General features: G+C 59.1%; 16 protein-coding genes and 1 pseudogene. 5 read left to right on the forward strand and 12 right to left on the reverse strand.

Annotation, left to right across the window (positions count from 1 at the left end):
- The first annotated feature begins 89 nt into the window (after positions 1-89).
- From AAEZ09_RS26240 to AAEZ09_RS26255, 4 genes are all read left to right on the forward strand, one after another.
- Complete coding sequence (locus AAEZ09_RS26240) at positions 90-1,862, forward strand: N-acetylglutaminylglutamine amidotransferase (protein ID WP_045061681.1); 1,773 nt, start codon at positions 90-92, stop codon at positions 1,860-1,862.
- A gap of 3 nt (positions 1,863-1,865) precedes the next feature.
- Positions 1,866-3,614: an N-acetylglutaminylglutamine synthetase gene (gene ngg, locus AAEZ09_RS26245; protein WP_350601350.1), complete on the forward strand. Its 1,749-nt coding sequence runs from the start codon at positions 1,866-1,868 to the stop codon at positions 3,612-3,614.
- 179 nt (positions 3,615-3,793) lie between these two features.
- A complete protein-coding gene (locus tag AAEZ09_RS26250) occupies positions 3,794-4,984 on the forward strand; it encodes an osmoprotectant NAGGN system M42 family peptidase (protein ID WP_045061683.1) in 1,191 nt (396 codons plus the stop codon).
- 192 nt (positions 4,985-5,176) lie between these two features.
- Complete coding sequence (locus AAEZ09_RS26255; protein ID WP_205892131.1) at positions 5,177-5,404, forward strand: YheU family protein; 228 nt, start codon at positions 5,177-5,179, stop codon at positions 5,402-5,404.
- A gap of 8 nt (positions 5,405-5,412) precedes the next feature.
- Here the strand turns inward: AAEZ09_RS26255 and csrA are convergent, their stop codons facing one another.
- From csrA to AAEZ09_RS26270, 3 genes are all read right to left on the reverse strand, one after another.
- Positions 5,413-5,598, reverse strand: coding sequence for a carbon storage regulator CsrA (gene csrA, locus AAEZ09_RS26260; protein ID WP_045061684.1), 186 nt, complete (start codon positions 5,596-5,598; stop codon positions 5,413-5,415).
- Between the two features lie 153 nt (positions 5,599-5,751).
- A complete protein-coding gene (locus AAEZ09_RS26265) occupies positions 5,752-6,084 on the reverse strand; it encodes a YnfA family protein (protein ID WP_045061685.1) in 333 nt (110 codons plus the stop codon).
- A 64-nt stretch (positions 6,085-6,148) separates the two neighbouring features.
- Complete coding sequence (locus AAEZ09_RS26270; RefSeq protein WP_045061686.1) at positions 6,149-6,964, reverse strand: SDR family oxidoreductase; 816 nt, start codon at positions 6,962-6,964, stop codon at positions 6,149-6,151.
- 278 nt (positions 6,965-7,242) lie between these two features.
- Here AAEZ09_RS26270 and AAEZ09_RS26275 point away from each other — a divergent pair, with 278 nt between their 5' ends.
- The gene (locus AAEZ09_RS26275) at positions 7,243-7,401 is read left to right on the forward strand and encodes a DUF3309 family protein (protein ID WP_169858239.1); all 159 of its coding nucleotides are present in this window, start codon (positions 7,243-7,245) and stop codon (positions 7,399-7,401) included.
- Between the two features lie 59 nt (positions 7,402-7,460).
- On the opposite strand, the gene AAEZ09_RS26280 is transcribed toward AAEZ09_RS26275, so the two are convergent.
- The 9 genes and pseudogenes from AAEZ09_RS26280 to AAEZ09_RS26320 form a co-directional block, all read right to left on the reverse strand.
- Positions 7,461-9,554 carry an LTA synthase family protein gene (locus tag AAEZ09_RS26280; protein WP_045061687.1) on the reverse strand — a complete coding sequence of 698 codons (2,094 nt, stop codon included), beginning with the start codon at positions 9,552-9,554 and terminating at the stop codon, positions 7,461-7,463.
- Positions 9,555-9,878: 324 nt separating this feature from the next.
- Positions 9,879-10,481 (reverse strand): START domain-containing protein, encoded by a 603-nt coding sequence (locus tag AAEZ09_RS26285; RefSeq protein ID WP_350601353.1) that lies wholly within the window; start codon positions 10,479-10,481, stop codon positions 9,879-9,881.
- 41 nt (positions 10,482-10,522) lie between these two features.
- Positions 10,523-10,777, reverse strand: coding sequence for a YkgJ family cysteine cluster protein (locus tag AAEZ09_RS26290; RefSeq protein ID WP_045061689.1), 255 nt, complete (start codon positions 10,775-10,777; stop codon positions 10,523-10,525).
- Positions 10,778-10,939: 162 nt separating this feature from the next.
- Positions 10,940-11,431, reverse strand: a complete 492-nt coding sequence (locus AAEZ09_RS26295; RefSeq protein ID WP_350601355.1) for a translation initiation factor 2 — start codon at positions 11,429-11,431, stop codon at positions 10,940-10,942.
- 89 nt (positions 11,432-11,520) lie between these two features.
- On the reverse strand, positions 11,521-12,960 hold the full coding sequence (locus AAEZ09_RS26300) for an aminotransferase-like domain-containing protein (RefSeq protein WP_045061691.1): 1,440 nt from the start codon (positions 12,958-12,960) through the stop codon (positions 11,521-11,523).
- Between the two features lie 280 nt (positions 12,961-13,240).
- Positions 13,241-14,053 carry an OmpA family protein gene (locus tag AAEZ09_RS26305; protein WP_350601356.1) on the reverse strand — a complete coding sequence of 271 codons (813 nt, stop codon included), beginning with the start codon at positions 14,051-14,053 and terminating at the stop codon, positions 13,241-13,243.
- Positions 14,050-14,406 carry a DUF4398 domain-containing protein gene (locus AAEZ09_RS26310; protein ID WP_350601358.1) on the reverse strand — a complete coding sequence of 119 codons (357 nt, stop codon included), beginning with the start codon at positions 14,404-14,406 and terminating at the stop codon, positions 14,050-14,052. Before AAEZ09_RS26310 ends, AAEZ09_RS26305 begins: the two co-directional genes overlap by 4 nt.
- Before the next feature lie 9 nt (positions 14,407-14,415).
- A complete protein-coding gene (locus AAEZ09_RS26315; protein WP_045061694.1) occupies positions 14,416-15,231 on the reverse strand; it encodes a substrate-binding periplasmic protein in 816 nt (271 codons plus the stop codon).
- Between the two features lie 187 nt (positions 15,232-15,418).
- Positions 15,419-15,510, reverse strand: a pseudogene (locus tag AAEZ09_RS26320) (electron transfer flavoprotein subunit alpha/FixB family protein); the annotation flags it as partial.

A 15,510-nucleotide genomic window follows, 5' to 3' on the forward strand; every position in this document is an offset into this window, starting at 1 on the left:
CAGGATCGCAGCGGGTCAGTTTCTGAGTGCCCGCTGTTTTAGCCGGGTATCGATTGAACCTCCCCAACGGAAAAACCGGTAAGGACTTTATGTGCGGATTAGCTGGCGAGTTACGCTTTGACAATCAACCTGCGGACCTTGCAGCCGTTGAACGAATCACCCATCACCTGGCACCCCGCGGACCTGACGCGTGGGGCTTCCACAGCCAAGGGCCGATTGCCCTGGGCCATCGCCGCCTGAAAATCATGGACCTGTCGGACGGCTCGGCGCAGCCGATGGTCGACAATCAGTTGGGCCTGTCCCTGGCGTTCAATGGCGCGATCTACAACTTTCCAGAGTTGCGCACCGAGCTTGAAAGCCTTGGTTATGCGTTCTACTCCGGCGGTGACACCGAAGTGCTGCTCAAGGGCTATCACGCCTGGGGCGAAGCACTGCTACCCAAGCTCAACGGCATGTTTGCGTTTGCCATTTGGGAACGCGACACCAAGCGCCTTTTCATTGCCCGTGACCGTCTGGGCGTGAAGCCGCTCTACCTGTCGCGTACCGGCCAGCGCCTGCGCTTTGCCTCGGCTTTGCCAGCACTGCTCAAGGGCGGCGACATCAACCCGATCCTTGATCCGGTGGCTCTCAATCACTATCTGAATTTTCATGCCGTGGTTCCCGCTCCGCGCACCTTGCTGGCAGGCATCGAGAAATTGCCGCCGGCGACCTGGATGCGCGTCGAAGCTGATGGCAGCACCGAGCAGAAAACCTGGTGGACCCTGCCCTACGGTCCCCGTGCCGATGAAATGAACCTGACACTGGAAGACTGGCGCGACCGCGTGCTGGACAGCACCCGTGAAGCGGTGGCTATTCGTCAACGAGCTGCTGTCGACGTCGGCGTCTTGCTCTCCGGCGGAGTGGATTCGAGCATGCTCGTGGGACTGTTGCGCGAAGTCGGGGTGGAGAACCTGTCGACCTTTTCCATCGGCTTCCAGGATGCCGGCGGCGAACGCGGCGACGAGTTCCAATACTCGGACCTGATCGCCAGGCACTACGGCACCCAGCACCATCAGTTACGCATCGACGAAAAAGAGATCATTGAGCAATTGCCGGCGGCGTTCCGCGCCATGAGCGAGCCGATGGTCAGCCATGACTGCATTGCGTTCTACCTGCTGTCCCGTGAAGTGGCCAAGCACTGCAAGGTGGTACAGAGCGGCCAGGGTGCAGACGAACTGTTCGCCGGTTATCACTGGTATCCGCAAGTCGATGGCGCCGCCGACCCTTACGCTGCCTACCGCGAAGCGTTTTTCGACCGCAGCTATGAAGATTACGCCGCCACCGTGCAGCCCAAATGGTTGACGGCGAATGACGCGGCTGGCGATTTCGTGAAAGAACATTTTGCCCAGCCTGGCGCCGATGCCGCTGTGGACAAAGCCTTGCGCCTGGACAGCACGGTGATGCTGGTGGACGACCCGGTCAAGCGCGTCGACAACATGACCATGGCCTGGGGCCTGGAAGCCCGCACGCCGTTCCTGGACTACCGCCTGGTGGAATTGTCGGCACGGGTACCGGGCAAATTCAAGCTGCCCGATGGCGGCAAGCAGGTGCTCAAGGAAGCCGCGCGACTGGTCATTCCAAGTGAAGTGATCGACCGCAAGAAAGGTTACTTTCCGGTCCCCGGCCTCAAGCATCTACAGGGCGATACGCTCAATTGGGTGCGCGAACTGCTGCTGGATCCGAGCCAGGATCGTGGCTTGTTCAACCCGGCCATGCTTGACCGCCTGCTGACTGATCCACAAGGTCAACTGACGCCCTTGCGTGGCTCCAAGCTGTGGCAACTGGCGGCCTTGAACCTGTGGCTCAGCGAACAAGGAATCTGATCGATGAAACCCCACGCCACGGCTTACAGCCAACGCTTGTTGCGCGGTCAGGCGCCTACCTACGAGCGCTTGCAGGCACGCTTGGCTGAGGATGGCAGTGAACCGAGCGCGGCCCCGATTGCGCTGCATTGCGGTTGGGGTCGATTGCTGATCGGCCACACCTTCGCTGACCCTGCCAGTCTTGCCCAGGAACTGCTCAACGAAAAACCCGGCGAGCGGGATATCGCGCTGTATGTGGCCGCGCCCCAGCAGGTGTTGGGGCTTGAGCCGGCGCAACTGTTCCTCGACCCTTCGGACACCTTGCGCCTGTGGTTCACTGACTATCGCCCCTCCACGCGGGTGTTTCGCGGCTTCCGGATTCGTCGGGCGCAAAGTGAGGCGGACTGGAAGGCGATCAACACGCTGTACCAGGCCCGCAACATGCTGCCCATCGATGCCAGTTTGCTGACCCCGCGTCACCTCGGCGGTCCGGTGTACTGGCTGGCCGAGGATGAAGACAGCGGTGCGGTCATCGGCAGTGTGATGGGGCTCAACCATCACAAGGCCTACAACGATCCAGAGAACGGCAGCAGCCTGTGGTGCCTGGCCGTCGACCCCCTTTGTTCCCGACCGGGGGTGGGAGAAGTGCTGGTCCGGCACCTGATCGAACACTTTATGAGTCGCGGGCTGAGTTACCTCGACCTGTCGGTATTGCATGATAATCGCCAGGCCAAAAACCTCTACGCCAAGCTGGGTTTTCGCAACCTTTCGACCTTTGCCATCAAACGCAAGAATGGCATCAATCAGCCGCTGTTCCTGGGGCCTGGGCCGGAGGCGAACTTCAACCCTTACGCACGGATCATTGTCGAGGAGGCCCATCGTCGGGGTATTGATGTACTGGTCGATGACGCCGAAGCCGGGATGTTCACCCTCAGCCATGGCGGGCGGCGGGTACGTTGCCGCGAGTCCCTGAGCGACCTGACCAGCGCCATCAGCATGAGTCTGTGCCAGGACAAAAGCCTGACGCACAAGGTACTCAAGGCGGCGGGGCTGAAATTGCCGTCCCAGCAACTTGTCGGCAACGCCGATGACAACCTGGCATTCCTCGACGAGCATGAGCGCGTAGTGGTCAAGCCGCTGGACGGCGAACAGGGCCGAGGGGTAGCGGTGGACCTGCAGACGATCGAAGAGGTCCAGCAAGCCATTGAGTCAGCTCGCCAGTTTGACACCCGGGTGCTTCTGGAGAGTTTTCACGAAGGTTTGGACCTGCGGATTCTGGTAATCGGTTTTGAAGTGGTGGCTGCGGCCATCCGCCGACCGGCCGAAGTGATCGGTGATGGCCAGCACAGTGTCGGCGCGCTGATCGAGGCTCAAAGTCGTCGGCGCCAGGCTGCCACCGGCGGCGAGAGCAAGATCCCCCTCGACCACGAAACCGAGCGTACCCTGGCGGCTGCCGGTTACGATTACAGCAGTGTTTTACCGGCCGGCGAGCACCTGTTCGTGCGGCGCACGGCGAATCTGCATACCGGCGGCATCCTTGAGGATGTCACGTCCATCTTGCATCCGACCCTGGTCGACGCTGCGGTGCGGGCGGCCCGGGCGCTGGACATTCCCATGGTCGGGCTCGACCTGCTGGTGCCGGCGGCGGATCAGCCGGAATACGTATTTATCGAGGCCAATGAACGCGCCGGGCTGGCCAACCATGAACCGCAACCGACGGCAGAACGCTTTGTGGATCTGCTGTTTCCCCATAGTCAGCCGGCTGCCCAATAGATAGATGCTGCCTGGACTGACGCCATCGCGGGCAGCCTGTTCCCACAGGGAGTGTGTGAGGCCCGGCTCTGGGAGCCGGGCTGCTGTGAGAGCAAAGCCTGCCCGCGATGACGGCCTGACCACCTCCCACTCTTAACCTCATCGAAACCATCGATGCACTCAACTCATCAGGAGTTTCCATGACCAGTAGAATCCCGGAACCGGATCTCAACTACCTGCAAAAAGTCCTGTTGGAGATGCTGGCCATTCCAAGCCCCACAGGATTCACCGACACCATCGTGCGCTACGTCGCCGAGCGTCTTGAAGAGCTGGGCATTCCCTTCGAAATGACCCGGCGCGGGACCATCCGTGCGACCCTCAAGGGCAAGAAAAACAGCCCGGATCGCGCCGTCTCGGCGCATCTGGACACCATTGGCGCGGCAGTTCGCGCGGTCAAGGACAACGGTCGACTGACCCTGGCACCAGTTGGCTGCTGGTCCAGTCGTTTTGCCGAGGGCAGTCGGGTCAGCCTGTTCACCGATAATGGCGTGATTCGCGGCAGTGTATTGCCCCTGATGGCTTCCGGGCACGCCTTCAACACGGCCGTGGACGAGATGCCGATCAGCTGGGATCACGTGGAGTTGCGTCTGGATGCCTACTGCGCCACTCGTGCAGACTGTGACTCGCTAGGGATCAGCGTCGGTGATTTCGTGGCCTTCGATCCATTGCCCGAATTCACCGAAAGCGGCCATATCAGTGCCCGTCACCTGGATGACAAGGCCGGCGTGGCTGCGCTGCTGGCGGCCATGAAGGCGATTATCGACAGTGGCGAAGAGCTGATGATCGATTGTCATCCCCTGTTCACCATCACCGAGGAAACCGGCAGTGGCGCGGCAGCGGCGTTGCCGTGGGACGTCAGTGAGTTCGTCGGCATTGATATAGCCCCCGTAGCTCCGGGCCAGCATTCCAGCGAACATGCCGTGAGTGTGGCAATGCAGGATTCCGGTGGGCCGTATGACTATCACCTGTCCCGGCACTTGCTGCGCCTGGCCAGCGATAATGAATTACCGGTGCGTCGCGATCTGTTCCGTTATTACTTCAGCGATGCGCATTCGGCGGTTACCGCCGGGCATGACATCCGCACCGCCCTGCTCGCTTTCGGCTGCGATGCAACTCACGGCTACGAGCGTACCCACATAGACAGCCTGGCCGCGTTGAGTCGCCTGCTCGGCGCCTACATCCTCAGCCCGCCGGTATTTGCCAGCGATGCACAGCCAGCGAAGGGTTCGCTGGACCGGTTCAGTCACCAGATCGAGCATGACACGCAGATGGAAAGTGATACCCGGGTGCCATCGGTGGATAGCCTGGTGGGACAGCGCAACGATAGCTAAGCCGATATCTGCGGCGCCGGCACGACCGATCGAGAGCAGGCTCGCTCCCACAGAATTTTCCCCGTGCGGGAAACGGTTTTGGTGTGAGGGCAAGCCTGCTCGCGATGACGATGGAGCAACCTGCGCTAAACCGAGGGTAGCCGCCATCTGCCAATCGCCGTAGCATCGCGCGATCGTTCAACCGAGGTGGCTATGCTGATTCCCCACGACCAACTTGAAGTCGATACCTTGACCCGCTTGATCGAAGATTTCGTGACCCGCGACGGCACGGACAACGGCGACGACACCCCGCTGGAAACCCGGGTCTTGCGGGTTCGCCAGGCCCTGAGCAAGGGACAGGCACTGATCGTTTTCGATCCGGAGAGCGAGCAATGTCAACTGATGCTCAAGCACGATGTGCCCAAGCATCTGTTCGACTGAAACGTCTGTTACTTGTGTTTCCCGGTCTTTTTTTCGTCCTGGATGCGCTCGTAGATCTCGCTGCGATGGACGGTAAAACTGCGCGGCGCTTCAACTCCGATGCGCACACTGTCGCCACTGACGGCCAGGATTCGCACGGAAATGGTGTCGCCAATGGAGATCAACTCTTGGGCTACACGGCTGAGAACTAGCATGGGATAGGTCCTACTGGGTGACAGGACCTTGAAGATGCCCGGCAGAAAACGCTCATTCAATATGTTGTAGGCAAATCAGTTTTTCCCTACAAACCTGAGGGAAGCACCCCGTAGGATTTATCCGACAAAACCGCAGAATATCGGATCTTTCCTTCAGGAAGCCGACAGTCGTGGGCCGAAGAGAATCACCGTCGCGCCAATCACGCACAGGGCCACACCGATCCAGTCCGAGCTCAAGGGACGAATCCGCTCCACCACCGCCAACCAGCCAATTGACGCCACGATGTAGATGCCTCCATAGGCGGCATAGGCGCGACCTGCATAGGTCGCTTCCACGCGCGTCAGCAGGAGTGCGAACAGCGTCAGGCTGAACAGTGCCGGAACAATCCACAGGGCGCTCTTGCCCTGGCGCAACCACATCCAGAATGCAAAACACCCGGCGATTTCAAACAAGGCGGCAAGAAAGAACCACAGGTAATTGAGCATGCAAGGGTCTCGCTAAAATGGCCGATGGCGGCCACCCTAGCGACGGCGGGACCATCGGGCAAGCTCAGCCTGCGGTCTGTTTGGCCTTTGCGCGCATTTTATCGGCCATGACCGTCATTTCGTTGTACAGCAGTTGCGGGTTCTTCTGCTTGATCGCCCAGGCCATACGGCCCTGCTCGTGCGGCAAGATCATGAATTCACCGGCACCGATCTGCTGATAGATGTAGTCGGCAATGTCGGCAGCGGTGATCGGCGAACTTTCAAGCAATTTGCCGACCTGCGCTTTCATCGCAGGCGTCGGGCCTCGGAAAGAGTCCAGCAGGTTGGTCTGGAAGAACGATGGGCATACCACATGCACCCCGACTTCCTGCTGCGCCAGTTCGATCAGCAGGCTTTCAGACAATGCGACCACGCCGGCCTTGGCCACGTTGTAGTTGCTCATGGCAGGGCCTTGCATCAGCGCGGCCATGGACGCGATGTTGATGATCTTGCCCTTGCTCTTTTCCAGCAGCGGCAGGAACGCCTTGCAGCCCTTGACCACGCCCATCAGGTTGATCGCAATCTGCCAATCCCAGTCTTCCAGGGACAGCTCGCTGAAGAACCCGCCGGAGGCCACTCCGGCGTTGTTGACGATGATGTCGATGCCGCCCAGCTTCTCCTCGCAGGCCTGGGCAAACGCCGTCAGTTGACTGTAGTCGCGCACGTCACAGCGCTGGATAAACCCGTCGCCACCCGCCTCGCGCACCAGCTTGAGGGTTTCCTGCAGGCCGGGATCGCTGACATCGGACAAGGCCAGTTGCCAGCCCTCGCGCGCCCAGCGGAGCGCGATTTCGCGACCCAGGCCCGAGCCTGCGCCAGTGATCATCATGCGATTTTGCATAGCAGACAGCCTTGTTGTTCCGGGGAAGATGTGCCGAGTGTAGCGAAGGAGATAGCGGGAGCCACGCTGCATCAGATTGCTGAATAGGCTGCTCAAACCCCGGGCGCGGACGGATGAACTAAGCCAATAAAAAGGAAATAAGGCTTTCTTCGAAAAACATTAAAAAAACTTGGAATTTTCTCGCGATCAGCGCAGTCGGATCATTTAAGCAGCCAGGATTTAATTCATTCCTGCTGACAGTTATAGCTAGGTCATTCCGGAACACTTTCAACAAGGAAATAGACATGGGCACAATTCTAATCGTTATTCTGATCCTTCTTCTGGTAGGCGGTTTGCCGGTCTTCCCCCACTCCAGAAGTTGGGGTTATGGCCCGTCGGGTATCATCGGTGTAGTCCTGGTGGTGCTGTTGATCCTGCTCTTGCTTGGCAAGATATAAAGCGTTAACAGGAAAAAAAAGAGGCCCTGAAAAGGGCCTCTTTTTTATTGCCTCGACATTCAGTCCGGCTTGCCGTCAACCACACCGGCAGTGTTATCGATCAGGCTCTTGGTCGCCGTTTGCAGGAAAGCTTCAAGTTTCTGCTTGAGCTCGGCGGTACGCGGTGCATCAGGGATGACCTCGGCCTTGGGTGTAGCGCCCAACTGATACTGGTATACCTTCGGCGCCATTTCTTTTTCCTTGGGCAGTACCAGGATCTGATCCGCGGTGATGATCGCGGTGGTCTGTTCGCTGCCCGAAGGCTTGATCACGCCAAAACCGGTGTCGCCTTCCGGCAGGTTCAGCAGGTCACGACCCCAGCATTGATGGCGCACTTCGCCACCGATGCGGCCCATGATGGTCGGCACGATATCGATCTGGGTGCCAACGGTGTGGTCACGCTCGCCGAATTTCTCCTGGATGCCCGGTGCGATCAGCAGCATCGGCACGTTGAAGCGACCCAGGTCCATTTCGGTGATCTGGCGCTCGTTGCCGAAACCGTGGTCACCCACGATGACGAACAGGGTCTCCTTGAAGTAAGGCTCCTTGCGGGCCTTCTCGAAGAACTGGCCCAAGGCCCAATCGGCGTAGCGCATGGCCGTCAAATGTTCGTTGAGGCTGCCGCGATCCGTCACGCGCTCGACCGGCAATGGCGACGGCAAGGCGTATGGGGTGTGATTCGACAAGGTTTGCAGCAGCGCATAAAACGGCTTGCCGTTTTCCCGCGCCTTGAGCTCGACCAGGCCGCGATCAAACATATCCTGGTCGGACACGCCCCAGGTCGGATCGGAGAACACCGGGTTCACGTAATCATTGCGACCAATGAAGTTGGTCATGCCCTGGCTGCTGAAGAAGCCCGACTGGTTATCCCAGGCGAAGTCGCCGTTGTAGACGTATACATCGTTGTAATCACGGACACTGAGCAGTTGCGGTAAACCGGACAGCTTGTGGCTGCCTTCCGGGGTCTGCATCAGGTATTCGAAGCCCGGCAGGTTCGGGAAGCAGGCCATGGTGGCGAACATGCCCTGGTGGGTGTGTGTGCCGTTGGAGAAGAAGCGATCGAACAGCAGGCCCTCTTTCGACAATTTGTCGAGGTACGGCGTGATGTTACCCGAGGCACCCAACGCGCCTACCGAGTGACCGGCCATGCTTTCCATCAGGATCACGACGACGTTCTTGATCGGCAGGGTCTTGTCGGCCGGTGGCGTGTAGTCACGGCGCACGGCTGCCGTGTCCGGATCGACCAGCTTGTCGTCAGGCATGACCAGCATGTCGCGCACGATTTGTTGGGCTTCAGGCTGCGGCAAGGTAGCCTTCCAGATATTGTCGCGATCTTCAGACATGCGGCTCTTGGCAGCAGCGATCAGCGACAGCGTGCCATTGAGGCCCAACTGATTGGCGAAATTGGAATCGGTGGTGTAGACGTCCCCCCAGCGCAGAGGCGGACCTTGACGCAAGGTGCCGCGAGCCGCGACGACGCAGATCAGCAGGCAAACCACGAACACGGCAGTGCGCGCATACCATGGAGCCACCTGGCGAGTACTGATGGTACCGCCGCTGAACGGGCCGCGTGGTCGGGTGGCGCGGTCTGCACCCTTGAACGCCAGCGCGAGGATGACAGTGCCGCCGACCCATGCCAGCAGGTAACGAACCACGGGAAAACCGTACCAGAGCATGCTCATGACGGTTTTCGGGTCTTCCTTCACATACTGGAAGACCAGGCCGTTGAGACGTTGGTGGAATTCGCGGTAGAAGTCCATTTCCATCAGGCCGAGGAACAGCGCGATGCTCGAAGCCACGGTCAGCCACAGGCGGAAGAAACCACGGGCCGCCATTGCGCGGACGCTGAACAGTGCCAGTACCAGCGGGATGCTGAGGTAGACCACCAGGCGCAGGTCGAATCGCAGACCGTTGACGAACGCTTCGGCGAAGGTCGAGGCCGGTGTATCAAGGATCATCTCGCTGTTGTAGGCCAGCAGCGCAACGCGCAGCAGGCTGAACATGACCATCATGACCAGGGCGCACAACAAGGTGTAGGCCAGGTGCGATTTGACGGTTGGTTGCAGCAGGCGACTTGAAGCTCGCTGCTGTTTCAGGGCGTCCGGGTTTGCCATGTCGTTTTAGGACCCATTGGAAGTTGAAGTTGCATAAATACAGCGGCGCTTAGCCCTCTGTTGGTCGATACCTGACCCCGGGGCTTGCGCGGTGCGCAAATGTTGCACGATCACCCGCAGCATTGCCATTGATTACTGTTTGGGTTGGCGCGGGCGAGATTGTCTTGGACGGGTTGTGAAAATTTCGTGCAGTGAATATTCGGATACAAAATATAGGCTTGGGTTGCTCGATCTGTTGGCCTCGGTGGGCCAGGTGCAGGGGCTGTCGAGTGAAACGAAGCAGCGCCTGCACAGCTCCCGGACGGATCGGTCAAAAAAGCGAAATTACTTCTCCGCCCGCTCCTTCAACGCCTTCAACGTATTGAACGGCGCATCCACCACAAACTTGTTGGCCACCATCGAAGGCACGCTGCCGCCCGGTTCGGTGTGCACCTGGTAGGTGACTTCGACCTGGTCACCCTTGGGCACGAACTTCCAGAAACCCTCGACCTTGACCACCCGCACAAAACCCTTTTCCTCGGGCATGTACTTGGGCACGCCTTCGAGCTTGCGGGTCAGGCTGCCATCGGCGCCTTCGACGGTGGTGATGTGCAGCACCGAATCCCGTGGAGTCACCGGCCATGGGGTATTGAATTGAGAGTAGGTCCAGCTCTGGTCGCCTTCATGCTTGAGCAGTTTCTGCAGCTTGCATTCGTGAATCCAGGCACAGGCACCCGGCACATCCTCCTGCAAGGCGCGCAGTTTGGCCATGGAGGTTTTCATCAGGGTGATGCCCTGGTAAGCCTTGTAATCAGAACCGGCCACTTCACTCAAGGAGACCTTGATACCGTCCTCGTTCTTGGCAACTTTCCACTCTTCGGCCTGGACCGAAGTCGCCAGCAAAACGCTCAAACCACACAGCACAGCCAAACGATGCAGCGAACCCATAGTGTTATTCCTTATTGTTGAAGTTCAGACCGTTGAACACATCACGCCGCCGTCATTTGCTCCCACCAGCCAATCAGTTTGATCGCTTCTTCGCTGCTGTTGCCGCAAACATCGGGGTCGGCCGCGAATGACGAACAAACAGCCGGGCGCTCCGGTTTACCGAAAATGTTGCACAGATTTTCGACAGACAGTTGCACGCAACGTTCTCCCGCAGGTTTGCCGTGGGGCATCCCGGGGATCGGTGAACTGATGGAAGGGGCAATGCAACAGGCGCCACAACCCTCACGGCATTTCATGACGACAAGCTCCTCGCGACGGGCGATGTGTAAAGACGGTGCACAGAGTAACCGCTAAAACAGTTGTTTTAAATTAAACCGGCCGAGGTTTTTCGATCAAATGGGCGTGACCGATCAGTCTCCGACAAAGCGTCCTGGCTTGGGGTCACAAGAGGGAGCCAATCATTGCTTGAATTCGAATTCCAGCGCGGCACCTTCTACGTCGCGCCGCTCTTCATTGCGCAACTGCAGCTGCATTTCGTTGCTGAGCAGGCGCCCGTTGAGCTGAAAAGGACTGCTGCCCGTCTTGTCGCCAAACATTTGCGGCAATATCGCATCGTGTTTGGGCAACGGCACCGTGCCAACCGGGTCCAGCTCTTCAACCATTTCCTTGGGCAGGCTCAGGTCGAGTTTGGCCGAAGGTAGCGGGGTTTTCGCTATTTCACTGGCGGATTTGGACTTGGAAGTAATAGGTGCGCGTTTTTTCACCGGCTTGCTGTTCTGTTTAGCGGGGGACGCCTTTTTGACAGTGCCGGTCTTTTTTGCCGGGGTAGACTGACTTGCAGGCGTGCTTGCCGAAGGAGTTTGCTGGGCAGGAGCCGCCATGGGGCCTTGTGCCTGAAAAGACATCAGCAGGCAGAACGACAACCACACGGCGGGTAAAATCGATTTCATGGACCCGGCAACACTAACGGCAGAGGGCCATATGCTCGCCTGTTAGCCGGCACAAGACAAGTATGCACAGCAATAACCTGCCCATCCCGTCAAAAACCGGCCGCCGTTTCCTGGCACAGCTGGGTGGCGAGCATGCCCAAAGTCATCAAGGCACGCTCTGCTTCACGGTTCCACGGGATGCCACAATTGAGCCGGATACAGTGGTTGAATTGCTCGGTGTTACTGAATATGAGCCCAGGGGCGATGCTGATCCCCTGTTGCAACGCCCGCACATGCAGTTCCTGGGTGTTCACTCGCCCCGGCAGGCTTACCCAAAGAATGAAACCGCCGGTGGGCCGGGTCATTTGCGTGCCTTCGGGAAAGTACTGCTGGACGGCCAGTTGAAAGGCGCTGAGGTTCTTGCGGTATTCCTGGCGGATGTAGCGCAAATGCCGATCGTAGCCGCCGTTTTCCAGATAAGCAGCAATGCCCATCTGGGTGACACTGCAGGCCGAATGGGTGCTGAAGGTCTGCAGGCGCTGGATTTCCTGCTGGTACTTTCCGGCAATCATCCAGCCAATGCGCACCCCGGGGGACAGGGTCTTGGAAAAGCTTGAGCAATAGATCACCCGATCCAGCCGGTCATAGGCCTTGAGCGCCTTGGTACGGCCCTGCTCGAACATCAGTTCGCCATAGATATCGTCTTCAACGATCTGGATATCGAAGTCCGACGCCAGGCGCAGCAGTTGCTTCTGGCGTTCCTCGGGCATGGTGCCGCCCAGGGGATTACTGAGGCGCGTGGTCAGAACCAGCGCCTTGATCGACCATTGGTTGGCGGCCAGTTGCAGGGCTTCCAGGCTCATGCCGGTGGCGGGGTCGCTGGGAATCTCGATGACCTTGAGGCCCAGCAGGTCAGCCAGTTGCAACAACCCATAGTAAGTCGGCGACTCGGCGGCTATGAGGTCACCCGGCCGGGTCAGCACGCGCAAGGACATCTGCAGGGCGTCGACGCAACCGTGGGTGATCACCACTTCCGAGGGATCGACCACCACTCCGGCATCACGCATTCGAATCGCCACCTGGCGCCGCAGCGGTTCAAAGCCTGGGCTGAACATGTAGCTGAAGGCCCGCGGGCTATGAAACCGCGTGACCTTGGCCAACTGCTGATGCAGGGCCCGCACCGGCAGGTAATCGACGCTCGGTACTGCAGCGCCAAGAGGAAACACCCCTTCGCGGCGGGACTCGACCAACACCTGTTGAATGATGCTGCTGCGCGTGACCAGGCTGGGGCGTTCGACCCTGGCGATGTCCGGGGTCGGCGCGGTCAGGGCCGGGGTTTGGTGCACGTAATAGCCCGACTGAGGCCGGGCACGAATCAACCCCTGATCCTCGAGATTGGCGTAAGCCTGCAACACGGTGGCATGGCTGACGTTGAGCTGCGAACTCATCTTGCGCACCGAAGGCACGCGCTCCCCCGGTTGATAGACACCGCGGCGGATGTCTTCTGCCAGTTGTTGAGCAATACGTTGGTACAGCAAGAGATTGGTCATGACGCAGCACTCGATTTCACGGGCATTTTATTCTTATGTGACACAGTACCGGAACAGTTTAGAAGTGTACGGGGACAGTTGCCAGAATAGTTGACCGTACAGTGCAGTGTCAGCAAAAACTGTACTGGCTTACCACTGCAGGAGCGAGCTTGCTCGCGATAAACGGCAACGATAACGCGTGAAGTCTGGATAAACGCAGTGTCGATGAGTTTTTCGCGAGCAAGCTCGTTCCTACCATGTAGCAATATGGATTGCCGGGTTGTATGCAGTTCAGCCGCCGTTAACGGGCGGCGCCGAGCTGGCCCTTTTCATCGGAGAACACAATTTCCACCCGACGGTTCTGTGCCCGCCCCCGTTCCGAGGCGTTCACGTCGACCGGATACTCATCGCCGTAACCTTCGACCTTGATGCGCTTGTCATCAATGCCAAGGTCCATCAGTACATTGGCCACGGATTGCGCGCGGTCACGGGACAATTTGAGGTTTTCCTGCTTGCCACCGGTACTGTCGGTGTAACCCTCGATACGGACCACGCGTTTGGGATTGAGCTGCAGGAATTGCACGATCTTCAGCACCACGCGGTTAGCGGAGCTTTTCAACTCTGCTTCGCCGGTGTCGAACAACACGTCACCCAGGGTCATGACCAACCCGCGATCGGTCTGGGTGGTGGCGAGTGCAACAATCTGCTCTTCCAGCCACTTGCCCTGCTGTTGCACGCTGAGCAACTTGGATTCGCGCAGGGCCAGTTGCAGGCGCTGGCGTTCCAGTTCGAGCTTGGCCGCGCGCTCTTCGTTAAGCACCTGGTTGGTGTGCTCCCGGGCGATTTCACTGTAGCGCTGGCTCAGGTAGGCGTAATGCAGCACGTCCGAGCCACTGCCCCAGTAGCTGGACAGACGGTCGGCGCGAGCCAGGGATTCACCGGCCCGGATCACGTCCTTGGGCGCAATACGCAGCACGTTGGAGTCTTCCTTGACCTTCTGGAAGCCAATACCGGCTTCCTGCAACGCGGTTTCACTGTGCTGGCCGGCACAGCCATAAAGGCTTGCACAACCCACCAGGATCAAGCCGCCAAAGGCTCTGGACGCACTATTCATTGGGCATCTCCCAATTGCTTGCGCAAGCGGGTGATGCGGGTATTCAGTACGTTCAACTGCTCTTCGCTCTTGAGGGTCAGCACCCGGGCTTCGGCCAGGCGCGCATCCAGTTCGGCCTGTTCGGCGCGCATGCGTGCATTCTTGAAGGACTGGTCGTTCATGCTGACTTGGGCGCGGTTGAACTTGTCTTCGGCCAGTTTCATTTCCGGTACGTCGGCGGCGGTAGCCCCCACGGCCTTGGCCTGTTCGAGCGCCTGCTCGGTCAGGCGCATTTGTTCATTCGGCGCCGGATCGGCTGCACAACCCGCCAGAGCCAGAACGGCCAGGGCAGCGAAAAGAGGTCGAATACTCACTAAAAATCCCTACTGTTTTGGGGTACTGACGGGTTGTTGCTGCTGCAATTTCCAGCGCTCGATATTGCGCTGCAACGCGGCTTCCGCCAGACCGGACGCGGGCAATTCTGTCATCTTTTTCGCCAGCTGTCCGCGCAACCACGGATCGTTGCACGCCGAGTTGTGGGAAACCGCCAGATACAGCCCGGGTTTGTCGACCGGTTCAGCACGGGCGACAAGGTCATTGGCCATGCTCAGCGACTGCGCGGCGGCGATGCCCGAATATCGGCCCGCCAGCACAAACTCCACTTCACCCAACAGCAGTTTCTGCAATGCCTGCGTCAGGTTGGGCGTGCGGATCAGGGCCAATTGCTGCTCGGCGTACGTACCGAACTGCGGCGTCAACCGTGCCTTTTCCGAGATCGCACCGGCATGCCCATGAAGGTCTTGTGCCTGGTTGTAGACCAGCGGTGAATCCTTGCGAGTCCAGACGAGGTAGTCGTTCTCCAGTAAGGGCGGATGAATGTAATCCAGGGAGTCGAGCTCGCCAAACGTCAGAGGCGCATCGGCGAGCAGATCCATGCGCCCGCTGCGCACTTCGTCCAGCGCCTGGGACCGTTTGCCGGCATAGAGCAGTTCGACCTTGATGCCCAACTGCCCCGCCACCTGCTGCAACAGATCGGCACTGGCGCCGATCAGGTGCTTGGGATCCTGCGGGTCTTGCCACAGATAAGGGGGTGCATCCGGGCTGCCGGTGACCACCAGGCGCTCGCACTTGCCTGCGGCATTGGCCAGTCCAGGCAGCACCGTCAAACCCAGCAATACACAACCGAAAACTCGATGCACGACACCCTCCCAGTCAAACCAATACCACCTGTAGGAGCGAGCTTGCTCGCGAAAAAACCGAGGATACCGCAGGGTGACAGGCTCCCGGCGTCATCGTTGAATTCCATCGCGAGCAAGCTCGCTCCTAAAGGGGGCGCAAAAAAAACCCGGCCATAAGGCCGGGCTCTTTATAAGTGAAGCCGCTGGATTAGACCAGCTTCTCCAGCTCAGGGATGGCTTCGAACAAGTCCGCCACCAGGCCGTAATCGGCCACCTGGAAGATCGGCGCTTCTTCGTCCT

Origin of the sequence: Pseudomonas sp. 65/3-MNA-CIBAN-0223 (assembly GCF_040310425.1) — a bacterium.
Lineage (GTDB): Bacteria > Pseudomonadota > Gammaproteobacteria > Pseudomonadales > Pseudomonadaceae > Aquipseudomonas > Aquipseudomonas gregormendelii.

Excerpts from the sequence above, each read along its gene's own strand:
- AAEZ09_RS26290 (WP_045061689.1), bottom strand. The coding sequence starts at position 10,777 with ATGAAATGCCGTGAGGGTTGTGGCGCCTGTTGCATTGCCCCTTCCATC.
- AAEZ09_RS26280 (WP_045061687.1), bottom strand. The coding sequence starts at position 9,554 with ATGGCAAACCCGGACGCCCTGAAACAGCAGCGAGCTTCAAGTCGCCTG.
- AAEZ09_RS26265 (WP_045061685.1), bottom strand. The coding sequence starts at position 6,084 with ATGCTCAATTACCTGTGGTTCTTTCTTGCCGCCTTGTTTGAAATCGCC.
- AAEZ09_RS26305 (WP_350601356.1), bottom strand. The coding sequence starts at position 14,053 with ATGAATAGTGCGTCCAGAGCCTTTGGCGGCTTGATCCTGGTGGGTTGT.
- AAEZ09_RS26295 (WP_350601355.1), bottom strand. The coding sequence starts at position 11,431 with ATGAAATCGATTTTACCCGCCGTGTGGTTGTCGTTCTGCCTGCTGATG.
- AAEZ09_RS26270 (WP_045061686.1), bottom strand. The coding sequence starts at position 6,964 with ATGCAAAATCGCATGATGATCACTGGCGCAGGCTCGGGCCTGGGTCGC.
- AAEZ09_RS26250 (WP_045061683.1), top strand. The coding sequence starts at position 3,794 with ATGACCAGTAGAATCCCGGAACCGGATCTCAACTACCTGCAAAAAGTC.
- AAEZ09_RS26240 (WP_045061681.1), top strand. The coding sequence starts at position 90 with ATGTGCGGATTAGCTGGCGAGTTACGCTTTGACAATCAACCTGCGGAC.
- AAEZ09_RS26285 (WP_350601353.1), bottom strand. The coding sequence starts at position 10,481 with ATGGGTTCGCTGCATCGTTTGGCTGTGCTGTGTGGTTTGAGCGTTTTG.
- AAEZ09_RS26255 (WP_205892131.1), top strand. The coding sequence starts at position 5,177 with ATGCTGATTCCCCACGACCAACTTGAAGTCGATACCTTGACCCGCTTG.
- AAEZ09_RS26300 (WP_045061691.1), bottom strand. The coding sequence starts at position 12,960 with ATGACCAATCTCTTGCTGTACCAACGTATTGCTCAACAACTGGCAGAA.
- csrA (WP_045061684.1), bottom strand. The coding sequence starts at position 5,598 with ATGCTAGTTCTCAGCCGTGTAGCCCAAGAGTTGATCTCCATTGGCGAC.
- ngg (WP_350601350.1), top strand. The coding sequence starts at position 1,866 with ATGAAACCCCACGCCACGGCTTACAGCCAACGCTTGTTGCGCGGTCAG.